This window comes from Delftia sp. NA_296.1 (assembly GCF_052692095.1).
The window spans coordinates 97421-118411 of record NZ_JBQZGF010000005.1 but is presented as its reverse complement, the minus strand read 5'-3'; the positions used below and the strand labels follow the sequence as shown (position 1 = coordinate 118411).

Sequence of the window (20991 nt, the reverse complement as noted above, 5' to 3'; positions counted from 1 at the left end):
CTCGCAGCCACTGCTGCCGGCGCCAGCACAGACACGCATGTCGGCACACATGCCACCCAGGTCAATGGCTACAGCTGGAAGGCCCTGGCCGGCTCGGCCGTGGGCTATGCCATGGACGGCTTCGACCTGCTGATCCTGGGCTTCATGCTGTCGGCCATTTCGGCCGACCTGCACCTCACGCCGGGCCAGGCCGGTTCGCTGGTGACCTGGACGCTGATCGGTGCCGTGTTCGGCGGCATCTTCTTCGGCCTGCTCAGCGACCGCTACGGGCGCATCCGCGTGCTGACCTGGACCATCATGCTGTTCGCAGTCTTCACGGGCCTGTGCGCATTCGCGCAGGGCTACTGGGACCTGCTGGCCTACCGCACGATTGCGGGCATCGGCCTGGGCGGCGAGTTCGGCATCGGCATGGCACTGGCCGCCGAGGCCTGGCCCGCACGCCACCGCGCCCGCGTCTCGTCCTACGTGGCCTTGGGCTGGCAAATGGGCGTGCTGGGTGCGGCGCTGCTGACGCCGCTGCTGCTGCCCCTCATCGGCTGGCGCGGCATGTTCCTGGTGGGCGTGATACCGGCCGTGGTGGCCTGGGTGATCCGCAACAAGCTGCACGAGCCCGAAGTCTTCGTGAAGCGCCAGCAGTCCGCCACGCCCTCGGCCCGCGTGCCGGTGCTGCAAAGCCTGAAGCTGCTGGTGAAGGACCGCGCCACGACCAAGGTCAGCCTGGGCGTGATCGTGCTGACCTCGGTCCAGAACTTCGGCTACTACGGCATCATGATCTGGATGCCCAGCTTCCTGTCCAAGCAACTGGGCTTCAGCCTGACCAAGTCCTCGATATGGACTGCCGTGACCGTGGTGGGAATGATGGTCGGCATCTGGGTCTTCGGCCAGCTGGCCGACCGCATCGGCCGCAAGCCCAGCTTCCTGATCTTCCAGCTGGGCTCGGTCATCATGGTCGTGCTCTATTCGCAGCTGTCCGACCCCACGGCCATGCTCTGGGCAGGCGCCCTCATGGGCCTGTTCGTCAACGGCATGATGGGCGGCTACGGCGCCGTGATGAGCGAGGCCTACCCCACCGAGGCGCGCGCCACCGCGCAGAACGTGCTGTTCAACATCGGCCGCGCCGTGGGCGGACTGGGCCCGGTGGTGATCGGTGCGCTGGCCATGAGCTATTCGTTCCAGGTGGCGATCGCCCTGCTGGCGGCCATCTATGTGCTGGACATGCTGGCCACGGCCTTCCTGATCCCTGAACTCAAGGGACGCGAGCTGTCCTGAGCGGCTCAGATCCTCCGGCTCAGAACGATGCCCCACAATGCAAAGAGCTGCCGATGGCAGCTCTTTTTTTGTCCGGCAACCGGCGTGCCCAGGCTCAACCGCCTTCGCTGCACTCCAGGTTTTCGATGCGGTCTGCCGCCTCGCGGATGTCTTCCTGGAACATCTGGTCTCCCAGCATCACGGAGACCTGGCCCTCAAAGCCGCGCAGCTTGACCAGCGCTGCCTCGTAGCCTCCGCTGCCCATGCGCTTGAGCCCGCACAGCGCATAGAGCTTGGCCACGGGAGATCGGCGCGGATCGTCGATCACCGACAGCAGGACGGCATTGGCCTCGGGCCGCCTGAGCATGGCCTCCAGGTGCCGCTCCGCAGGCGAGATCTCGCCCGCGAACCCGACCAGCCCCAGGTTGAACTGCGAGGCGTCCAGAGGCGCCGGGTCCAGCGGACGGGACATGGCCGGGGTGGACAGGAGCAGGCAGATCAGGGCGGCGGACAGGGTGGTCTTCATGGCAGGGGCAAGGCCGTGGATGGCCTGGTGAGGCAGTCGAAAAGGATCTTCGATGCAAAGCGTGGCAGCAGGTTCCCACACCACCGCTTTCACCGCCTTCATCCGCCAAACAGCCACCCTGCGGCCAGTGTGCCGGCATAAAACAGCAGCAGGGTCACAGGCACCAGATGCCAGCCCCAGACCCGGAACCACCAGTGATTGAACCAGGTCACCAGCGCACCGATGACGGCGCAGATGGCCAGCGCATCCAGCCGCTGCTGAAAACTGTCAGCCACACCTTCGGACGCGAAGAAGATGAACGCCGCGATGAAGGAACACAGCAAGGCGGTGTAGACCGCCACTTTCTCTTGCCTGCGCAATTTCAGGATGCTCATGGAGGGCCAGGGAGGTTTCGATGATTCGGTCGCCAGAAAAGCCCGCGCCGCCAGAGCGCGCAGGTTTCACAGCGGCGCAATTCTTCGTATACCGCCCTGAATGCGCCATCAGACCCGTCCGAATCTGCAGCCACTGCTGCGCATGCGCAACGCGCTGCTGCTCTTTCAACACTCCATCCGCTCAATCAGCCACGGCCAGCACCACGGCGGACTCCGGCACCGTCAGCCAGACCTTGCGCCCTGCGCGCAAGGTCCAGGACTCGCCCTCGGCCCGCTCGGCCGCGTAACCCACGCCGCTACCGCCCCAGGGCAGTTGTGCCACCACTTCACGCGGCCCCGCCCTGTCGGCCCGGGCCACGCGCTGCACCTGGGCGGGCCAGGCATTGGCCTGGGCATGCACATCGGAGCGTGGCGCCGAAGGCAGCACCTGCACGGCCGTGGCCTTGCACAGCGCCATCAGGGGCAGGCCCGGCGCCAGGCCCAGCAACTGGGCGCTTTCTTCGGTGATGCGTGCGGCAATGCCTGATGCATCCCCGCCGCCGTCGGGCAGCAGCCAGACGCGGACCTGGGCGCCCTGCGCCTGCAAGGCACCAACCCGGCAAGGCCACAGATTGCGCATGCTGGTGCGCAGGCCCAGCCCCAGCCCGGGAGCCGCAGAAGAAACGCCGGCGGGCCCGCCAAAGCGCTGCAGCACCTGCGCGCGCGCCTGCTCCAGCGCATCGGCCATGGCCAGCAGGGACTGCCCGGCCTCGGTGATGCGCGCGCCGCCACCGCCGGCGCCGCCCACCGAGCGCTCCACCAGGGCACGGCCCGCCAGATTGGTCAGCACATCCAGCGCCTGCCAGGCCGCCTTGTAGCTGACACCCGCCTCGCGCGCGGCCTGGGAAATCGAATGCCCTGCCGCGATATGCCGCAGGATGGCGATGCGCCGGTCGGCCAGGTCATGGCCCAGCGCGGGCACCAGGTCTGAGGGAGAAGCGGGGGTTGCGGCAGTCATGCGCAGCATCATGCCCGCCAAGCGTTATTTCCCGCCAAGCAAAACGCCTGCACCCTGCATGCGCATTTTCAGGTCGTTACACTGCGCTATTCACCAACGGAATAGCGAGAGACCCATGAACGTGAACCAGCCCCTGCGTGCCACCGCCTTCGCCGCCCTTGCCCTGTTCGGCTGGGCCGCCGCGCAGGCCGCCGAAGTGTCGGTGGCCGTCGCCGCCAACTTCACGGCGCCCATGCAGAAGATCGCCGCCGAGTTCGAGAAGGACACCGGCCACAAGGCCCTGCTGTCCTTCGGCGCCACGGGCAAGTTCTATGCGCAGATCGTCAACGGCGCGCCCTTCCAGATCCTGCTGGCCGCCGACGACACCACGCCCGAGAAGATCGCCAAGGAAGGCCGCGGCCTGCCCGATTCGCGCTTCACCTACGCCATCGGCCAGTTGGTGCTGTGGAGCCCCAAGGCCGGCTATGTGGACGACAAGGGCGAGGTCCTCAAGACCGGCGACTACAAGCACATCGCCGTGGCCAATCCCAAGCTGGCGCCCTACGGCACGGCAGCCATGGAAGTGCTGAACAAGCTGGGCATCACGGCCCAGGTGCAGCCGCGCATTGTCATGGGCGAGAACATTGCCCAGACCTACCAGTTCGCGGCCACGGGCAATGCCCAGCTGGGCTTTGTGGCCCTGTCGCAGGTGATGGAAAACGGCAAGCTGCGCGAAGGCTCGGCCTGGCAGGTGCCCGGCTCCATGCACGAGCCCATCCGCCAGGACGCCATCGTGCTCAACAGCGGCAAGGACAACGAAGCCGCCGCCGAGCTGATGAAGTACCTGCGCGCCGACAAGGCCCGTGCCATCATCCGCTCCTACGGCTATAGCTTCTGACACCTGTTGAGGCGCGCTTGCGCGCCTTCCCTCTCTCCTGGGGAGGGGTCGGCCGGCACGGGCCCGTGCTCAGCGTCGCTGAGCCGGGCCGCGCCGGTTTCGTGCGTTGAGTGAGATCCAACAGCGCTGCGAACCACTGAATTCTTCCCGCATGATTCTTACCGCCGACGACTACGCCGCCATACGGCTGACGCTGAAACTTGCCAGCGTGACCACGGTGCTGCTGCTGACGCTGTGCACGCCGCTGGCCTGGTGGCTGGCGCATACGCGCTCGCGCTGGCGCGGCCCGATTGGCGCCGTGGTGGCGCTGCCCCTGGTGCTTCCGCCCACGGTGATCGGTTTTTACCTGCTGGTGACCATGGGTCCCAACGGCCCCGTGGGGCAGCTGACGCAGGCGCTGGGGCTGAGCACCCTGCCCTTCACTTTTCCGGGCCTGGTCATCGGTTCGCTGGTCTATTCCATGCCGTTCACGGTGCAGCCGCTGCAGCGTGCCTTCGAATCCCTGGGCACGCGGCCCATGGAGGCTGCGGCCAGCCTGGGCGCGGGGCCGCTGGACCGCTTCTTCACCGTGGCGCTGCCGCTGGCGCGGCCGGGCTTCATCACGGCGGCCGTGCTGACCTTTGCGCACACCGTGGGCGAGTTCGGCGTGGTGCTGATGCTGGGCGGCAATATTCCCGGCGTGACGCGCGTGGTCTCGGTACAGATCTACGACCATGTGGAGGCCATGGAGTACGCCCACGCCCACTGGCTGGCAGGCGGCATGGTGGTGTTCTCCTTCCTGGTTCTTCTGGCCCTGCACCTGTTGCAGCCGCGTGAGGAGCGCCGCGCATGATGACCGCCTTCTCTCCCTCCCTGATGTCCGACGCCGCGCACTCCCATCCCTCCTCGGAAATCATCGCAAACCTGGCGCTGGAACGTGCCGACTTCCGCCTTGACGTGCAGCTGCAGCTGCCCGGGCGCGGCGTCACCGCCCTGTTCGGCCCCTCGGGCTGCGGCAAGACCACCTGCCTGCGCGCCCTGGCGGGACTGGAGCGCGCGCGCGGCCGCGTCGCCGTCAACGGCGAGGTCTGGCAGGACGATGCGGCCAGCCAGTGGCTGCCCACGCACCGCCGTGCGCTGGGCTATGTGTTCCAGGAGGCCAGCCTGTTCCCGCACCTGACCGTGCGGCGCAACATCGACTACGGCATGCGGCGCACGCCGGCCGCGCGGCGCAAGGTGTCCCAGGACCAGGCCGTGTCCCTGCTGGGCATAGGCCACCTGATGGACCGCATGCCCTCCACCCTGTCGGGCGGCGAGCGCCAGCGCGTGGCCATTGCGCGGGCGCTGGCCACCAGCCCGCGGGTGCTGCTGATGGACGAGCCCCTGGCCGCGCTGGACGCCCAGCGCAAGGCCGAGGTCCTGCCCTACCTGGACCAGCTGCGCCGCGAACTCGACATTCCCGTCCTCTACGTCAGCCACTCCATCGACGAGGTCGCGCGCCTGGCCCAGCACCTGGTGCTGCTCAAGGCAGGCGGCATCGTCGCGGCCGGCGCCACCAGCGAGCTGCTGGCACGGCTGGACCTGCCCCTGAGCATGGGCGACACGGCAGCGGCCATGGTCAGCGCACAGGTCCAGCAGCACGATCCCGATGCACACCTGAGCACGCTGTCCTTCGATGGCGGGCGCCTGCGCCTTGTCATGGCCTCCCCGCGCCCCGTCGGCGAAACCGTGCAGTTGCGCGTGCAGGCACGCGATGTGAGCCTGAGCCTGCAGCACCCGCAAGACAGCAGCATCCTCAACATCCTGCCTGCCACCGTGCAGGAGCTGCGCGAGGACGGCCCGGGCCAGGTCATGGTCTCGCTGCAGCTGGGCCCGTCCCGCCTGCTGGCACGCATCACCCTGCATTCCGCCCGGCAACTGGGCATTGCGCCGGGCATGCATGTCTTCGCCCAGATCAAGGGCATGGCATTGCTGGACTGAGCACGCGCGGCGGCGCCGATATCATGCGGAAGCCGCCTGCGCGGCCCACGCCATGAACGCCACCACCGAACACGCCCCCGCCCCCGTCCCCGCCCCAGACGAAGGCCCCGGCGCAGCAGATGCTGCATGCGCCGCCCCGCCTGCCATTGCCGCGCTGCGCACGCATGCGGTGGCGCGCCACCGGCTCGGTGAAGACGGCGCCGTCAGCATCCAGGCCGAACCGCAGGTGCTGGCCAGCGAAGTCCCCATCGCCCTGGTGTTCAATGGCATCTCACATGCCGTGATGATGGGCACGCCCTCGGACCTGGAAGACTTTGCGCTGGGCTTTGCGCTCACCGAAGGCATTCTGGACAGCGCTGCCGACTGCTACGGCATCGAGGTGCGCACCGTGGCTGCACAGGCCGCAGGCCTGCCGGCCGGCATGGACGGCATCGAGGTGCAGCTGGACGTGGCCTCGCGCTGCTTCGCCCGCCTCAAGGACCGGCGCCGCAGCATGAGCGGGCGCACGGGCTGCGGTGTCTGCGGCGTGGACAGCTTCGCGGCGCTGGACCTGTCCTTCGACCCCCTGCCCGCGCACGACTGGATCGCCCGTGTCGATGCCGACACCGTCTGCGCAGCCATCGCGGCACTGCCGCCGCTGCAGTTGCTCAACGCCGAAGCCGGCGCCGTGCATGCCGCAGGCTGGGCAGGGCTGGACGGGCAACTGACGGATGTGCTCGAAGACGTGGGCCGCCACAACGCGCTGGACAAGCTGGTCGGCCGCCTCTCCCGCACAGGCCGCCTGGGCGAGGCCGGCTTTGTCGTGCTCTCCAGCCGCGGCAGCCATGAGCTGGTGCGCAAATGCGCCAAGGTCGGCATCGCCGCCCTGGCCACCATCTCCGCGCCCACGGCCATGGGCGTGCAGATGGCCGAACTGATCGGCCTGCGCTTCTGGGGCCTGTGCCGCCCGCCCAAGGCGGTGCTGTATGCGCCGGGCCGCACCTGACCCAATGCCCGAGTGCCGCGCCTGCGCAGCGGCAAGTTCGTAGAATCGCGGGTTCAGCCCCTGGATGTACACCATGAACCGCTGCAAGCCCCATTTCTCTCCCGCCCGCCGCCTGTGTGCCGGCGCCCTGCTCGCCGGCCTGGCCTGCGCCAGCCTGGGCGTGGCCGCGCAGGGCCTGCCGTCCAACGAGACGCGCAATTTCCCGCCGCAGGCCCAGTTCGGCGAGCTGGTCGTGACCCAGTTCCCCGAGGTGGAGATCGACGGCAAGACCATTCGCACCAGTCCGGGCTTTCGCCTGTTCAGCCCTGAACGCACGCTGGTGCAGGCCATCAATTACCGGGGCAGCAAGCTCGTGGTGGGCTATGTGATCGAGCCGCAGACGCAGTGGCTGCACCAGGCCTGGATCCTGACCAAGGCCGAGGCCGACAAGCACTACAAGCCCAAGTCGATGCTGCAGCGCATCTTCAACTGAGCACCGCGCACACCACAGCAAGCGCACAGCACGTACACGGCTGACGCGGCCCGCGCCTCGCAGGTCGCAGCGGCCCGGCCATGGGGCATGCCGCCCCCTGGCCGAGCCACCTTCATTTTTTGCAGACCGCCGCTTGCAGTGCGGCGGCTGCCTGACGGAACCCCACCATGTCCAAGAAAGTCTTTATCAAAACCTTCGGCTGCCAGATGAACGAGTACGACTCGGACAAGATGGCCGATGTGCTGGGCGCAGCCCAGGGCTACGAATCCACCGATGACCCGGAGCAGGCCGACCTGATCCTGTTCAACACCTGCTCGGTGCGCGAGAAGGCGCAGGAGAAGGTGTTCAGCGACCTGGGCCGCTACAAGCACCTGAAGGAACGCGGCGTGCTCATCGGCGTGGGCGGCTGCGTGGCCAGCCAGGAGGGCGAGGAAATCATCAAGCGCGCACCCTATGTGGACGTGGTCTTCGGCCCGCAGACCCTGCACCGCCTGCCCGAGCTGCTCAATGCACGCGCCGCCAAGCACAAGCCCCAGGTCGATATCAGCTTTCCCGAGATCGAGAAATTCGACCACCTGCCGCCCGCGCGCGTGGAAGGCTCCTCGGCCTTCGTCTCCATCATGGAAGGCTGCTCCAAGTACTGCAGCTACTGCGTCGTGCCCTATACGCGCGGCGAGGAAGTCAGCCGCCCGTTCGAGGACGTGCTGATCGAGGTCGCCGGCCTGGCCGATCAGGGCGTGAAGGAAGTCACGCTGCTGGGCCAGAACGTCAACGCCTACCTGGGCAAGATGGGTGACACGGCCGAGATCGCCGACTTTGCCCTGCTGCTGGAGTACGTGTCCGAGATCCCCGGCATCGAGCGCATCCGCTACACCACCAGCCACCCCAACGAGTTCACGCCACGCCTGATCGAGGCCTACGCTCGGCTGCCCAAGCTGGTCAGCCACCTGCACCTGCCCGTGCAGCACGGCAGCGACAAGATACTCATGGCAATGAAGCGCGGCTACACGGCCATGGAATACAAGAGCACCATCCGCAAGCTGCGCGCCATCCGGCCCGAAATGGCCATGAGCAGCGACTTCATCGTGGGCTTCCCCGGCGAGACGGAGGAAGACTTCCAGAAGATGATGAAGCTCATCCACGACGTGCGCTTCGACAACAGCTTCAGCTTCATCTTCAGCCCCCGCCCCGGCACGCCGGCCGCCAACCTGCACGACGACACGCCGCACGAGGTCAAGCTGCGCCGCCTGCAGGAGCTGCAGGCCGTGATCAACAACAACATCAAGGACATCAGCGACGAGCGCGTGGGCACGGTGCAGCGCCTGCTGGTGGAAGGACTGTCCAAGCGCGATGGCAGCGAACTCATGGGCCGCACCGAGTGCAACCGCGTGGTCAACTTCCCGGGCAACGAGCGCCTGATCGGCCAGATGATCGATGTGAAGATCACCGAGGCCCGCACCTTCACGCTGCGCGGCGAAGTCGTGGTGCGCCACTGAGCCCAACCCGGCCCCGGCGGCCCAGCGACCTCCTGCGTAACCAAAGCCCGGCAATGCCGGGCTTTTTTGCATGTAACAGGACGTGAAAACAGCCCAGCCACTCTGGCATGGTGCTGGCTGGACCGCTAGCATCGCGGGGTCGCCGCCCTGAGGTCCGTCGGCCTGCATGGCTTTTCCAGCTTCGCTTGCTTGCTATCGATTCCATGAACACCTCCCAGCCCGCCACCGCCCAGGCCGTCCTTGAGGGCGAAGCCCTGCATGCCTTCATGGACCAGGCGCACGACCTGCTGCAGCAGGAGGCTGATGCCAGCCCCATCGCCCCGGCCGAACGCCAGGCGGCCGTCATGGAGCTGCTCTCGCAGCAGCGTTTCGCCCCGGCCACGGTGGGCGAGCTGGAGCGTCTGCACGATCTCTGGCTGGACCTGGAACGGCCCGAAACCGCCAACGCACTGCTGCGCGAACACCGCGCTGCCACGCTGCAACCCTTGCAGGGCGACAACCACCTGCTGGCCACGGCCAGCCTGGCGCTCAGCGACATCCAGAGCCGGCTGCGCTTTGACCGTGAAGGCGGCGTGGCCCTGCTCGCGCCCGCTGCCGATCTCATGGGCCGGCTGCCGCACACCAGCGAGCCCTACCGCTACTGGAACGGCTGGCACTACCTGGCCCGCGAAGCCCAGGCCTGGGAGCTGGCCGAGCAAGGCGTGGACCTGCAGCGCAGCCACGAACGCAGCGACCCGGATGGCGAGGCCTCCCCCGCGCGCCGCGATGCGCGTGCCTGCCTGCGCAAGGCCGAGCTGGCCCGTCTGCGCGGCGATGTGCCCGCCACCGTGCGCCAGGTGCAGGCCGCCACGGCGCTGCTGACCCAGGCCGATGCAGAGCAGAACGTGGACTTCGACGACTGGCTGCACCTTGCGCGCGAGGTCCTGCCGCTGGCCCCGCAAAGCGTTCCGGCCGTGCTCATGGCGGCAGAGCAGCACCTGGCCCGCACCGAAAGCCCCACCGCATCGCAGGCGGTGCGCACGCACCGCAAGGTCCATGCGGCCCGGCTGCAGGCCATGGCCTGCCATGCCATGGGCCAGCCCGAGGCCGCGCTGCAGCTGGCTGCGCTGGGCCGCTTCGGCTTGGTGGATGACTCCGACGATGCCTTCAGCGGCCTGGTGCTGCAGTGGCTGGAAGAGGCGGGCCGCCTGGCCGATGCGGCGGACCTGGCTCTCGAATGCATATTGCCTTATCGCCAGGGCTCGGCTGCACAGGCCTACGAACTCGCGCTGCGCATGGTGGACAGCGATACCGGGCAAGCGCCCACGTGGGCGCTGATCCTGGCGTGGGCCGGCCTGCACCCCCAGCTCCAAGAGCTTCTGGAAGACAGCCCGGCTGCGCCGCGCAGTGCCGACGAGTACCTGGCACTGGCACGCTCGCAGGCGCCGAACCATCCGATGCTGGCCCTTATCGAAGGCTGGCGCCTGGCACGGGAACACCATTGGGACCAAGCGCTGCCACTGCTCGAACGCGGTGTTTGCGAGCAGCCCCGGTACGCCAACTACGAACCGCTGTCCCTGCTGTGGGCTGCACGCTTTGCGGTGCTTGACGCAGGCCAGGCGCTGGCACGCCCCTTTCCCCTGTGCCACGGCGCCCACTGGTGCTATGCGGCGGGCGTGACCCTGGATGATGAGGACGACCTGGCCGCCCTCATGGGCGAAGGCCGGCAGGTGCCGGCCGACGAGGTGCGCGAGCCGCTGGTGCAGCGTTACTACGAAGAGGGCCTGGCCCGCTTCGAGGCCTTCTGGGCCAGCGGCCAGGGCATGTACAAGGACGCGCACCTGCACGTCTACTCCATGCTCTGCAACAACCTGGCCATCAAATACCGCTCGCAGCAGCGCTATGACGAGGCGGCGGCCCTGCACCACAAGGGCCTGTCCAGCAGCCCCTTTGCCGAACACCACGACGGCCTGCTGTGGTGCGCCATCCGCCGTGACGACCGCCCCGGCATCGTCACGGCAGCCGAGCAGCTGTGGCACTTCACCCAGGACTACGGCTACAGCCGCCACTGCCCCACGGACTACTTCCCCAGCGCGGCGCTGGCGCTCTACCAGCTGGGCCGCGCAGGCGAAATCGGCATCTGGCTGGAGCGCCTGGACCAGTGGTTCGAGGAACTGGACGAGGACGACCAGCGCGAACAGCGGCGCGACTACCTGGCCTCGCTGATGTCCCTGCTCGACTTCTTCTCCGAAAACCATGGCGAACTGGTGCGCCCGCGCCTGGACGCCCTGCTGCCTGAAGTGCGCGCCCTGGGCGAGTGCTACACCCTGCGCCGCCTGGCCTGCGCCATGGAAAGCTGCGGCCCCATCGACCAGGCCGTGGCCCTGCACCGCGAGGCCATCGCCAAGCTCACGCCCGACGACGGCGAGGCCGAGCACAGGATGGCAAAGGACGGCCTCAAGCGCTGCCTCAAGCTGCGCTCGGACAGCAAGCCCTGGTGGAAGCTGTGGTGAACCCGGGCGCCGGTGCCAACGCCGCCAGTGCCTATCGGCCGCGCGACGTGGTCAATGCGCCGGCCATCAAGCAGCGCATCCGCGAGCGCAGCGCTGCACGCGGCGACAGCGAGGAGATCGCCGCCTGGCTGGCCAACCACTTCTACCGCCATGTGATCGGCAACCTCGACGCCGATCCGCCGGCCGTGCAGCCCGTGTCCACGCAGGCCGAGCTGCTGCGCCTGCACCGGCACGCCGCGCCCGCCGCCTGGGCACTGGAGCGCCTGCGCGAACATGCGGCCCGCCAGCCGCTGTCACCGGACAGGCCGGCGGCCGACGGCAGCGCGCCGCTGTGGTGGGTGGAGCCCGACAGCGCACCCCTGCTGGCGCTGGAGAGCCGGCTGCTGGAGTTCCTGTCCACCCGGCGCGGCACCGCGCTGGAGGGAAAGCTGCAGCGCATCAACTGCCCGCAGGCGCTGGCGCGCTGGACGCTGGAGCATCTGGCCTTCGCCCGGAGAAGCGACAGCGGCTGGGCCGAGCACCGGCCCGGCGCCGTGCGTCCGCTGCTGCGTGGCCAGCTGGGTGTCTTCGTTGAATTCGATGCCCAAAGCCCGGACCTGCGCGCCGAAATGGCCTATGAAAGCCAGATGATGCGCCACTGCCTGGGCCAGTTCAGCGAGCGCGGCGCACTGCGCGGCGGCTATGGCGAGCACTACGCCGAAGCCTGCGAGCAGGGCCGGCTGCGGCTGTTCAGCTACCGCACGGGCACGGCCCAGCCGCGCATCACCGTCAGCGCCCAGGTACGGGACGACGGGCGGCTGCGCATCGACCAGATCAAGGGCAAGCAGAACCGCCCGCCGATTGCGCGCTACCTGGCCGATGTGCTGGCCCTGCTCAATCACCTCCATACCGATGGCGAGGCGCCGGCGGACGCCCTGGCCATGGGCATCGTGCGCCGACCGGCACAGCTGCTGGCCCCGGGCAGCGCGGCTGCCTGGTGCGCGGCCAGCGAGCTGCACACCGAGGCCGAGCAGCTGTGGTTGCTGCAGTCCCACCCGGCGCTGCTGGAGCAGCTGGACATCCGGTCGCCCCTGATGCAATGGCTGGTTGCGGCACGCCGCGACACCGTGCCCGTGCCCGCCTTCGAGCGCATGCCGCGCAGCGCGGCCCTGCAGCAGTCGCTGGAGCTGGCGCGGCGCCGGGCGGGATCGCCGGCAACACCGGGAACGCCGGGCAGGACAGGAAATCCGCGATGAACGCCTTCACCCTTGTTGTGCTGTCTGCATTGGTCTGGTGGGCAGTGCGCGCCGGCCTGCGGCGCATGCGTGCGTCGCGCCAACGCGGGGACTTCAGCAGCTACCGCAGCGGTGACGCGGCACTGGACTGGGCCCTGGCCCTGGCCCATCCCATGGCCTTTCACGCCATCCAGGGCGGCTTTGCGGACCGGCAGCTCAACGGCGCCGACTCCGCCCTTACCACCCAGCTGCGCCCCATGGTGCTGCACCACCTGGGCCTGCGCACCGACCTGGACGATGCCCAGATCGCACGCCAGTTGCCCGACGGCCTGCGCCAGCGCTGGTTCACGCTGGACCTGCAGCGCCTGCAGGCCGGTGACGATCCCCATGCCGCCATGGCCTTTGCCTGCGCGCGCGTGGCCTTCCATGTGCGCTGCGCCTGGCTGCTGGGCTGGGTGGACGAGGCCCTGCACCAGCAGATCCTGCACCTGAACGCATGCCGCGCGCGGGACTGCTTTGACAGCTGGCAGGCCTTCGGCCAGGCCTACGCACGTGGCCGCAGCCAGTGGCTGGCCCGTGGCCGCGCCGACGTGCTGGGGTGCAGCGTGACGCCCGAGCAAGTGCAGCAGTGGGTGGCCGATCCGCGCCACCCCTGGCATGCGATGCCCTGGCAGCAGCAGGCCGTCCGGTGACTGCCGCCAGGCGGGTGCGCCGCCTGTGCTGCCTGCCCTGCCCGATGCTCAGCCTTCGCCATGCACCTTGGCGAAGGTGAGGATCACCTCCCGCACCACCTGGCGCTGAGGCGCGGGCAGCTTCAAAAAGGCATCGAAGGTTTCGCGTTCGAGATAGCCCACGCCCGGCTCCTGGCATTCGAGCGGCGACGGCAGGGACGGCGGGGACCGCTGGGCTGATTCGCCATAGCGCAACACATCGGGCTCGACCTCGAGCAAACCCGCCAGCAGCACCAGCTTGTCCTGCTCGGGAACGGCCTCGCCGTTCAGCCAGCGCGAGACCGCCTGGAAGGAGATCGGCCGACCCCAGTAACTGGAATTGAACAGCTTCAGAAGCACGCTGGGCCGGGGCTCCAGTCCCGCAGCCTCGATGGCCTGGCGCAGGCGCAGTGCGAATTCGAGCTTGTTACGCATTCCGACACCCTGGATTTCCCTGGAATCTTGATTGACTCATCGATTGAAGACTCGGCTCAAACCCGTCGCCCGGCCAGCGTTCAGGCGAAGATGCTGCGCGCCTCGGTGAAGCGCTTGGCGAAATAGATGTTGTCCATGCGCACGCGCTGCACCGTGCCGCCGCTGGACGGTGCATGCACGAACTGGCCATTGCCGACAAAGATGCCCATGTGCGAATAGCGCGAGCCCAGGGTATTGAAGAACACGAAGTCGCCGCGCTGCAGGCTGCGGCTGCCCACGGGATTGCTGAACTGCGCCCACTGCGCCGTGGTGCGCGGCAGGCGGTTTTCGGTGATGCCGCCCACGGCCCACTGGATCAGGCCGCTGCAGTCGAAACCGCCTTCGGGCGAATTGCCGCCATAGGTATAGGGCGTGTTGACCACAAGCATGGTGCGCGCCAGCAGCGCCTCGCGCAATTCGCCGTCCAGATTGAGCGCCTGCGGCGAAGGCACCGGCGCCGGGCCCGAGCCTTTGCGTGGTGCGGACGAGCAGCCAGCCAGCAGCACGGCGGCCGCCAGCAAACCCCAGTCACGGCGCGAGAGCCGCGCCCCGGTCACCGGAGACACTGCAAGGGAAGTCGAAACACCAGCCTTCATGGCGCTGCATGTTCTCACAAAGCCCTCGCGGCCAAAAGAAAAGCCGCAGGCTGCGCTGCGGCTTGGCGGGAAAGAGCGCGCGGCCCGGCGGCTCAGGCGGTGCCCATCAGAACGGGAGCTTGGGCATGCCGCCGCCACCGCCCATCATTCCCTTCATGGCCTTCATGCCGCCCATGCGCTTCATCATCTTCATGAGGCCGCCGCCCTTCATCTTCTTCATCATCTCCTGCATCTGCTCGAACTCCTTGAGCAGGCGGTTGACTTCCTGGACCTGCACGCCCGCGCCATCGGCAATGCGCTTCTTGCGCGTGGCCTTGATGATCTCGGGCTTCTTGCGCTCCTTGGCAGTCATGGAGCAGATGATGCCTTCCTTGCGGCGGATCTCGCGCTCGGCCTTGTCCATGTCCACCTGGCCGGCCTTGGCCGTGAGCTGGGCCGGCAGCTTGTCCATGAGGTTGGACAGGCCGCCCATCTGCTTCATCTGCTGGATCTGGGCAAGGAAGTCGTTGAGGTCGAAGCCGTCGCCGCTCTTGACCTTCTCGGCCAGCTTCTGAGCGGCCTCCATGTCCACGCCCTTGGTGACCTGCTCGACCAGGGCCACGATGTCGCCCATGCCCAGCACGCGCTGCGCGTGGCGGTCGGCGTCGAACACCTCCAGGCCGTCGATCTTCTCGGACACGCCGGCGAACTTGATGGGGGCGCCCGTGATCTGCCGCACCGACAGCGCCGCGCCACCGCGCGAGTCGCCGTCGAGCTTGGTCAGCACAATGCCGGTCAGGGGCAGCGCTTCCTTGAAGGCCTTGGCCGTGTTGATCGCATCCTGGCCCTGCATGGCATCGACGACGAACAGGGTCTCGACCGGCTTGAGCGTGGCGTGCAGATCCTTGATCTCGGCCATCAGCAGCTCGTCGATGGCCAGGCGGCCGGCCGTATCGACCAGCAGCACGTCAAAGAAGTGGCGCTTGGCGTAGTCCAGCGCGGCCACGGCGATGTCGTGGGGTTTCTGGTCGGGCGTGGAGGGGAACCACTCGGCACCGGCCTGGGCGGTCACGGTCTTGAGCTGCTCGATGGCGGCAGGGCGGTACACGTCGCCCGACACGGTGAGCACCTTCTTCTTGCGCCGCTCGATCAGGTGCTTGGCCAGCTTGGCCGTGGTCGTGGTCTTGCCGGCGCCCTGCAGGCCGGCCATCAGGATGACGGCCGGCGGCTGGGCGTTGAGGTTGATGTCGGCCACGCCCTCGCCCATGGTGGCGGCGAGTTCCTTGTTGACGATGGACACCAGCAGCTGGCCCGGCTGCAGCGAGCCCAGCACCTCCTGGCCCAGCGCCTTTTCCTTGACGCGCGCAACGAAGTCGCGCACCACGGGCAGGGCCACGTCGGCCTCGAGCAGGGCCATGCGCACTTCGCGCAGCATGTCCTGCACGTTGGATTCGGTGATGCGGGCCTGGCCGCGCATCTCCTTGACGAGTCGCGAAAGTTTGTCGGTCAGAGCGGAGGCCATAAGCGGGGAGGAACTGGAGTCGTCGGAAAGGAAAAGGTGTGCTGCAGCGAGCCAGCCGGGGCCAGGTGGCCAAGTGGGGCCGGGTCGCGGCACGGACCCTGCAGATCCCGATGATTCTACCCGCTGCCCCTGCCGGGGTAAGTACCGGCCTTCCGTGCCCCACGGCAGGCACCGGCCAGCAGTAACATGCGCAATGTTTCCATAGTTTATGGCTATCACATTCCGCAATGCTGGCTTGCTACCGCCTGGGAGTCTTCATGCCTGATACGCCGTATCGCCAGTCCCTGGACCGTGTGCCCGACGGGTTTCTTCTGTTTGACGAGCAGGGCGGCCTGCTCGATGCCAATGCCCAGGCCTGCGCCAGCCTGGGCCATCACAAGGCCGCCATGCTGGGGCTGGGCATCATGGACGTATGGCTGGACCTGGATGGACGGCCGCGTGATTTCTGGCGGGACATGGTCGTGGACAGCCAGGCCCTTCTGCGAGGCCGGCTGATCCGCCGCGATGGCAGCAGCTTGCCCGCCGAGATCCATGTCCATTGCCTGTCACTGTCGGGCAGGCGGCTTTTCTTCACTACCTGGCACGACCTCAGCGAGCGCACCGGCCACGCCGAGCCGATCGGCCAGCCCAATGCGCAGCTTGAGCCGCACCTGCAAAACCGCACCTGGCCGTGGCAGGACTCGACGCGCCTGCTGGAGACCGTGATGCGCGAGACGCCCGACCTGGTCTTCGCCAAGGACCGGCAGGGCCGCTACACCTTCGCCAACCCCGCCACGGCGCGCTTTGCCGGACGCGCGCCCGAAGACATTGTGGGCAAGACCGACCAGGAGCTTTTCTCCGACAGCAGCTTCACCGATGGCGACCGCCGGGTGCTGGACAGCGATGCGCCCGTGGTGATGGACGATCATCTGCTGGTCGACGGGCAGCGCCGCATCTTCCAGTCCACCAAGATTCCCTATCGCGATGCCGAGGGCCGGACCGTGGGCGTGCTGGGCATTGCGCGCGACATCACCCTCATGCGCCAGACCGAGTCCCAGCTGCAAAAAAGCTACGACGTGCTGCGCCAGGCCGAACAGCTGGCGCGCCTGGGCAGCTGGACATGGGAGCTGGACACCGGGCACTTTCAGGCCTCGGAGATGATGTATGTGATGAACGGTCTGGACCCCCAGGGTCCGCCACTGACGCGCCAGGCCCTGCGCGCCATGCTCGGGCCGCAGGATCTTGCCCGGCTCACCGCTGCCGTGGATCTGTGCATCAGCACCGGCCAGTCCTACAGCATCGATGTGGTCCAGCGCTGCCCGGACGGCCGGCAGTTCGCTGCCCGCCTCATGGGCCGGGCCCTGCGCGACGAGCAAGGCCGCATCGTCGCGCTCAGCGGCACGCTGCAGGACCTGTCCGAACGCGAGGACGCGCGCATGCGCCTCGAAGCCCTGGCCGACAACCTGCCCAGCGGCGCCATCTACCGCCTGGAAGGCGGCTTGACGCAACTGCGGCTCAGCTACATCAGCGCCGGCATAGAGAACCTGATCGGCGTGCCGGCCCACGCCATCATGGCCGATCGGCAGGTCTACCTGAATGCCATCCATCCCGAGGACCTGCCGCTCTACCAGGGGATGATGCAACGCTCGATCGATACGCTGCGGGTCTTCGATTGCCGCTTTCGCGTGATCAGGCCCGACGGAGAGATCCGCTGGCTGCGCTGCCGCTCGGCCCCCCGGCGCTGTCAGGAGGGCATGGTCTGGGACGGCATCATGCTGGACATCACCCGCGAACGCGAGGCCGAGCAGGCGCTGCATCAGGCCAAGGAAGCCGCCGAAGCGGCCGAACGCGCCAAATCGGATTTCCTGGCCATCATGAGCCACGAAATCCGCACACCCATGAATACCGTCATCGGCATGACGCGCCTGGTGCAGCAGACCGCGCTGACATCGCGCCAGCGCGGCTACCTGGAGAAGGTGGAGCGCTCGGCCAGCGCCCTGCTGGCCGTGATCAACGACATCCTCGATTTCTCCAAGATAGAGGCGGGCATGCTGGCGCTGGAGGAAGTGGACTTCGCCCTTGACGATGTGCTGGAGACCGTGACGGCCTCCACGGCGCTGCGCGCAGAGGAAAAGGGGTTGGAAGTGGTCTATGCGCTGGACCCGCACCTGCCGCCCCGTTTGCGCGGCGACCCAATGCGCCTGGGCCAGGTGCTGACCAACCTGGTCGGCAACGCCATCAAGTTCACCGAGCATGGCGAGGTGGTGATCACCCTGCATCTGGAGCCGCCGCCGGTGGACGCGCCTGCGGATGCCGATGCGGACACCACGGCAGCGCCCCTGCACCACCTGTGCGTGAGCGTGCGCGACACCGGCATAGGCCTGGATGCATCGCGGGCCGAGCGGCTGTTCCAGCCCTTCACCCAGGCCGACATCCAGACCACGCGCCGCCACGGCGGCACCGGTCTGGGCCTGGCCATCTGCCACAGGCTGGTGCAGCTCATGGGCGGCGAGATCGGCGTGTGCAGCCAGCCCGGCCAGGGCAGCGACTTCCGCTTCACGGCCAAGGTCCGGCTTGCCACGGATGCGCTGCTGGACGGCCACGACAACCTGGGCAGCACCGGCGTTCTCATCGTCGATGACAACGCCAGCGCGCGCGAGGCGCTGGCCGCCATGGTGCGCAGACTGGGCATGCGCTGCGATACGGCGGCGGACGGCATGCAGGCGCTGCGCATGCTTCAAGAGGCCGCACGCCAGGAATCCCCCTATGGCCTGGCCCTGCTGGACTGGCGCATGCCCGGCATGGACGGACTGGAGCTGGCACGCCGCATGCGCGAGCGACAGGACCTGGTCAAGACCCCGGCTGCGCTCATGGTCACGGCCTTCGGGCGCGACGAAGTGCAGCTGCATGCTGCGCAGTTTGGCCTGCGGGGCCTGCTGATCAAGCCCCTGACCGCATCGGCACTGAGGTCCTCCATCCGGGAGGCGCTGCGGGACCCCGAATCGACCCAGCCTGAAGACCCGGCGGCCGGCCCGTCGCCACAGCAGCGCTACCCGGGCCTGCCTGGGCGCAGGGTGCTGGTGGTGGATGACAACGTGCTCAACCGCGAGGTGGCCACCGAGCTGCTGGAGCAGGCCGGCATATCGGTACAGACTGCGCAAGACGGTCTGCAGGCGCTGCAGCTGCTCGACAGCCAGCCTTTCGATGCCGTGCTCATGGACGTGCACATGCCCGGCATGGACGGTCTCAGTGCCACGCGCGCCCTGCGCACGCGCAGCGCGCTGCGGCATCTTCCGGTGATCGCGCTGACTGCACAGGCCTATGTCGAGGAGCGCGCCCGGATCGAGGCCGCAGGCATGAATGCCCATCTGACCAAACCCGTTGACGATGTGCTGCTGTACGAGACGCTGCAGCGCTGCCTGCGCGCAGCCCCCCCGACAACGGCAGCGCCGGCCGGGCCCTCCCAGCCCACGCCGCCAACCCCTGCCCCGGCCTGGGATCCTGTGCAGCTGCGGCAACGCCTTGCCAGCCAATCGCCGCGCATGCTGCATGCGATCGAAGGCTTTGCCCAGGACTTTGCCGATGCGCCGCAACAGCTGCGCAGCGCCGCGCGCAGCGGCAACTGGGCAACCGTGGCGTCGTTGGCGCATACCTTCAAGGGCAGCCTGGGCTACCTGGGCGCGAACCTGCTGGAGCAATGGTCGGCCATGGCCGAGACCAGCGCGCATGCCTGCATGTCAGGCGACGGCAATGGCGGGAATGCCCGGCCCAGCGGTGATCTGCCATCCCTGGTGCAGGCGCTGGCCGATGGACTGCAGGGCCTGCTGGCGGAAATCGCCGTGCGGCCCAGGCATGCGGCCTTGCCACCCCTGGCCACGGTGTCCAGCGCTGCGCCGCCGCCGCAGCGGCAGCCGATGACCGCAGAGGAAGTCTCATCCACGCTGGCTCGGCTGCGGCTGCAGATTGCCGACAGCGACTATGCCGCCGTGGCCGAACTGGAACGGCTGCGGCCCCTGGTCAGCGGGCGCCATGCGTCCGTGCTGCAGCGCATCCAGCGCTGCGCCGAGTCCCTGGAAACCGAGGCGGCGCTGCAGGCGCTCAATCAGCTGGCGCGGAGCATGGCTGCGAACCGGATGGCCCTACAGGGAGCCGCAGATGCTTGACGCCCTGACCGGGTCGGAGCTGCCCACGGTCCTCATCGTGGACGACGAGCGGCTGAACCGCAGCATGCTGGCCGAGCTGCTGAGCCCCCACTACCGAGTGCTGCTGGCCAAGGATGGCCCTGGCGCCCTGGTGATCGCCCACCGCGAGGCCCACCGCCTGCAGCTGATCCTTCTGGACCTGGCCATGCCCGGCATGAACGGCTACGAGGTGCTGGGTGCGCTGCGCGCGCAGGAGCGCACCGCCCATATCGCCGTCATCTTCATCACCGGACAGAGCAATGCCGAGGCCGAGGAATACGGCCTGCGCCTGGGCGCGGCCGACTATGTCTCCAAGCCCATACGCCCCGCCGTGGTCGAGGTGCGCGTGCGCAACCAGATACGGCTGGCCCTGCAGCGCCAGGCCCTGGAGCGCCTGGCCATGGTGGACGGGCTGACCGGCCTGGCCAACCGGCGCCACTTCGACGACGTGCTGGAGCGCGCCTACCGCCGCAGCCTGCGCACGGGCGAGCCCGTGGGCCTGGCTCTCATTGATATAGACCACTTCAAGCAATACAACGACTGCTATGGCCATGTGCAGGGGGACGAGGCGCTCAAGGCAGTGGCCGCCACGCTGCAGCGCCATGCGCGCCGGCCCTACGACCTGGCCGCGCGCTTTGGCGGTGAGGAATTCGCGCTCATCCTCCCCGGCGAAAGCGATGCGCCGGCCATGGCCGAGCATTTCCGCCAGGAAGTGCTGCGCCTGTCCATCGCCCACGCCGCCTCTCCCACGGCGCCGCAGCTCACCGTCAGCTGCGGCGTACTCACCGTGCGGCAGCCGTCTGCCGCGCCTTTGGAAACCTGGCTGCAGAAGGCGGACGGCCTGCTCTACCAGGCCAAGGCCCAGGGGCGCAATCGCATCGAGGCAGCCGTGGAGCCCTGAAAATGCGCG

At 68.2% G+C, this 20991-nt stretch carries 18 protein-coding genes; 12 read left to right on the top strand and 6 right to left on the bottom strand.

Translation table 11 applies throughout. The annotated features are described in order from the left end of the window. The first annotated feature begins 111 nt into the window (after window positions 1–111). Entirely contained in the window at window positions 112–1269 is a 1158-nt protein-coding gene (locus ACUTR7_RS14260; protein ID WP_224986381.1) for an MFS transporter, read from the top strand. A 94-nt stretch (window positions 1270–1363) separates the two neighbouring features. On the opposite strand, the gene ACUTR7_RS14255 is transcribed toward ACUTR7_RS14260, so the two are convergent. The 3 genes from ACUTR7_RS14255 to ACUTR7_RS14245 all read right to left on the bottom strand — a co-directional run bounded on the left by ACUTR7_RS14255 (window position 1364) and on the right by ACUTR7_RS14245 (window position 3157). Beyond that, window positions 1364–1774 carry a hypothetical protein gene (locus tag ACUTR7_RS14255; protein WP_043824879.1) on the bottom strand — a complete coding sequence of 137 codons (411 nt, stop codon included), beginning with the start codon at window positions 1772–1774 and terminating at the stop codon, window positions 1364–1366. A 98-nt stretch (window positions 1775–1872) separates the two neighbouring features. Next, entirely contained in the window at window positions 1873–2148 is a 276-nt protein-coding gene (locus tag ACUTR7_RS14250) for a hypothetical protein (RefSeq protein WP_013804073.1), read from the bottom strand. Between the two features lie 181 nt (window positions 2149–2329). After that, window positions 2330–3157: a molybdenum-dependent transcriptional regulator gene (locus ACUTR7_RS14245; RefSeq protein WP_445609066.1), complete on the bottom strand. Its 828-nt coding sequence runs from the start codon at window positions 3155–3157 to the stop codon at window positions 2330–2332. Between the two features lie 103 nt (window positions 3158–3260). Here ACUTR7_RS14245 and modA point away from each other — a divergent pair, with 103 nt between their 5' ends. The 9 genes from modA (at window position 3261) to ACUTR7_RS14200 (ending at window position 13332) form a co-directional block, all read left to right on the top strand. Next, the gene (gene modA, locus ACUTR7_RS14240) at window positions 3261–4022 is read left to right on the top strand and encodes a molybdate ABC transporter substrate-binding protein (protein ID WP_063327200.1); all 762 of its coding nucleotides are present in this window, start codon (window positions 3261–3263) and stop codon (window positions 4020–4022) included. A 151-nt stretch (window positions 4023–4173) separates the two neighbouring features. Further along, on the top strand, window positions 4174–4854 hold the full coding sequence (modB, locus tag ACUTR7_RS14235) for a molybdate ABC transporter permease subunit (RefSeq protein WP_013804076.1): 681 nt from the start codon (window positions 4174–4176) through the stop codon (window positions 4852–4854). Then, window positions 4851–5981: a molybdenum ABC transporter ATP-binding protein gene (gene modC, locus ACUTR7_RS14230; protein WP_445609065.1), complete on the top strand. Its 1131-nt coding sequence runs from the start codon at window positions 4851–4853 to the stop codon at window positions 5979–5981. Before modB ends, modC begins: the two co-directional genes overlap by 4 nt. 52 nt (window positions 5982–6033) lie before the next feature. Beyond that, window positions 6034–6966 (top strand): formate dehydrogenase accessory sulfurtransferase FdhD, encoded by a 933-nt coding sequence (gene fdhD / locus ACUTR7_RS14225; protein WP_445609064.1) that lies wholly within the window; start codon window positions 6034–6036, stop codon window positions 6964–6966. A 73-nt stretch (window positions 6967–7039) separates the two neighbouring features. Continuing rightward, window positions 7040–7438 carry a hypothetical protein gene (locus tag ACUTR7_RS14220; RefSeq protein ID WP_034398183.1) on the top strand — a complete coding sequence of 133 codons (399 nt, stop codon included), beginning with the start codon at window positions 7040–7042 and terminating at the stop codon, window positions 7436–7438. A 167-nt stretch (window positions 7439–7605) separates the two neighbouring features. Next, entirely contained in the window at window positions 7606–8934 is a 1329-nt protein-coding gene (gene miaB / locus ACUTR7_RS14215) for a tRNA (N6-isopentenyl adenosine(37)-C2)-methylthiotransferase MiaB (RefSeq protein ID WP_012203445.1), read from the top strand. Between the two features lie 203 nt (window positions 8935–9137). Beyond that, window positions 9138–11426, top strand: coding sequence for a hypothetical protein (locus ACUTR7_RS14210; protein ID WP_445609063.1), 2289 nt, complete (start codon window positions 9138–9140; stop codon window positions 11424–11426). Continuing rightward, window positions 11423–12661 carry a hypothetical protein gene (locus ACUTR7_RS14205; protein WP_445609218.1) on the top strand — a complete coding sequence of 413 codons (1239 nt, stop codon included), beginning with the start codon at window positions 11423–11425 and terminating at the stop codon, window positions 12659–12661. Before ACUTR7_RS14210 ends, ACUTR7_RS14205 begins: the two co-directional genes overlap by 4 nt. Beyond that, on the top strand, window positions 12658–13332 hold the full coding sequence (locus tag ACUTR7_RS14200; RefSeq protein ID WP_012203442.1) for a DUF1266 domain-containing protein: 675 nt from the start codon (window positions 12658–12660) through the stop codon (window positions 13330–13332). The genes ACUTR7_RS14205 and ACUTR7_RS14200 overlap by 4 nt, the downstream gene beginning before the upstream one ends. A 48-nt stretch (window positions 13333–13380) precedes the next feature. On the opposite strand, the gene ACUTR7_RS14195 is transcribed toward ACUTR7_RS14200, so the two are convergent. The 3 genes from ACUTR7_RS14195 to ffh all read right to left on the bottom strand — a co-directional run bounded on the left by ACUTR7_RS14195 (window position 13381) and on the right by ffh (window position 15921). After that, window positions 13381–13785, bottom strand: coding sequence for a helix-turn-helix domain-containing protein (locus ACUTR7_RS14195; protein ID WP_097203552.1), 405 nt, complete (start codon window positions 13783–13785; stop codon window positions 13381–13383). An 80-nt stretch (window positions 13786–13865) separates the two neighbouring features. After that, window positions 13866–14420: a C40 family peptidase gene (locus ACUTR7_RS14190; protein WP_034390530.1), complete on the bottom strand. Its 555-nt coding sequence runs from the start codon at window positions 14418–14420 to the stop codon at window positions 13866–13868. 106 nt (window positions 14421–14526) lie between these two features. Beyond that, the gene (gene ffh / locus ACUTR7_RS14185; RefSeq protein WP_012203439.1) at window positions 14527–15921 is read right to left on the bottom strand and encodes a signal recognition particle protein; all 1395 of its coding nucleotides are present in this window, start codon (window positions 15919–15921) and stop codon (window positions 14527–14529) included. 257 nt (window positions 15922–16178) lie between these two features. On the opposite strand from ffh, the gene ACUTR7_RS14180 reads away from it, so the two are divergent. Further along, on the top strand, window positions 16179–20063 hold the full coding sequence (locus ACUTR7_RS14180) for a response regulator (RefSeq protein ID WP_445609062.1): 3885 nt from the start codon (window positions 16179–16181) through the stop codon (window positions 20061–20063). After that, on the top strand, window positions 20056–20982 hold the full coding sequence (locus ACUTR7_RS14175; protein WP_012203437.1) for a GGDEF domain-containing response regulator: 927 nt from the start codon (window positions 20056–20058) through the stop codon (window positions 20980–20982). Before ACUTR7_RS14180 ends, ACUTR7_RS14175 begins: the two co-directional genes overlap by 8 nt. Window positions 20983–20991 lie beyond the last annotated feature (9 nt).

Coding starts and splice junctions, on each gene's coding strand:
- ACUTR7_RS14260 (WP_224986381.1), top strand. CDS start 112: ATGGACGGCTTCGACCTGCTGATCCTGGGCTTCATGCTGTCGGCCATT.
- ACUTR7_RS14255 (WP_043824879.1), bottom strand. CDS start 1,774: ATGAAGACCACCCTGTCCGCCGCCCTGATCTGCCTGCTCCTGTCCACC.
- ACUTR7_RS14250 (WP_013804073.1), bottom strand. CDS start 2,148: ATGAGCATCCTGAAATTGCGCAGGCAAGAGAAAGTGGCGGTCTACACC.
- ACUTR7_RS14245 (WP_445609066.1), bottom strand. CDS start 3,157: ATGATGCTGCGCATGACTGCCGCAACCCCCGCTTCTCCCTCAGACCTG.
- modA (WP_063327200.1), top strand. CDS start 3,261: ATGAACGTGAACCAGCCCCTGCGTGCCACCGCCTTCGCCGCCCTTGCC.
- modB (WP_013804076.1), top strand. CDS start 4,174: ATGATTCTTACCGCCGACGACTACGCCGCCATACGGCTGACGCTGAAA.
- modC (WP_445609065.1), top strand. CDS start 4,851: ATGATGACCGCCTTCTCTCCCTCCCTGATGTCCGACGCCGCGCACTCC.
- fdhD (WP_445609064.1), top strand. CDS start 6,034: ATGAACGCCACCACCGAACACGCCCCCGCCCCCGTCCCCGCCCCAGAC.
- ACUTR7_RS14220 (WP_034398183.1), top strand. CDS start 7,040: ATGAACCGCTGCAAGCCCCATTTCTCTCCCGCCCGCCGCCTGTGTGCC.
- miaB (WP_012203445.1), top strand. CDS start 7,606: ATGTCCAAGAAAGTCTTTATCAAAACCTTCGGCTGCCAGATGAACGAG.
- ACUTR7_RS14210 (WP_445609063.1), top strand. CDS start 9,138: ATGAACACCTCCCAGCCCGCCACCGCCCAGGCCGTCCTTGAGGGCGAA.
- ACUTR7_RS14200 (WP_012203442.1), top strand. CDS start 12,658: ATGAACGCCTTCACCCTTGTTGTGCTGTCTGCATTGGTCTGGTGGGCA.
- ACUTR7_RS14195 (WP_097203552.1), bottom strand. CDS start 13,785: ATGCGTAACAAGCTCGAATTCGCACTGCGCCTGCGCCAGGCCATCGAG.
- ACUTR7_RS14190 (WP_034390530.1), bottom strand. CDS start 14,420: ATGAAGGCTGGTGTTTCGACTTCCCTTGCAGTGTCTCCGGTGACCGGG.
- ffh (WP_012203439.1), bottom strand. CDS start 15,921: ATGGCCTCCGCTCTGACCGACAAACTTTCGCGACTCGTCAAGGAGATG.
- ACUTR7_RS14180 (WP_445609062.1), top strand. CDS start 16,179: ATGCCTGATACGCCGTATCGCCAGTCCCTGGACCGTGTGCCCGACGGG.
- ACUTR7_RS14175 (WP_012203437.1), top strand. CDS start 20,056: ATGCTTGACGCCCTGACCGGGTCGGAGCTGCCCACGGTCCTCATCGTG.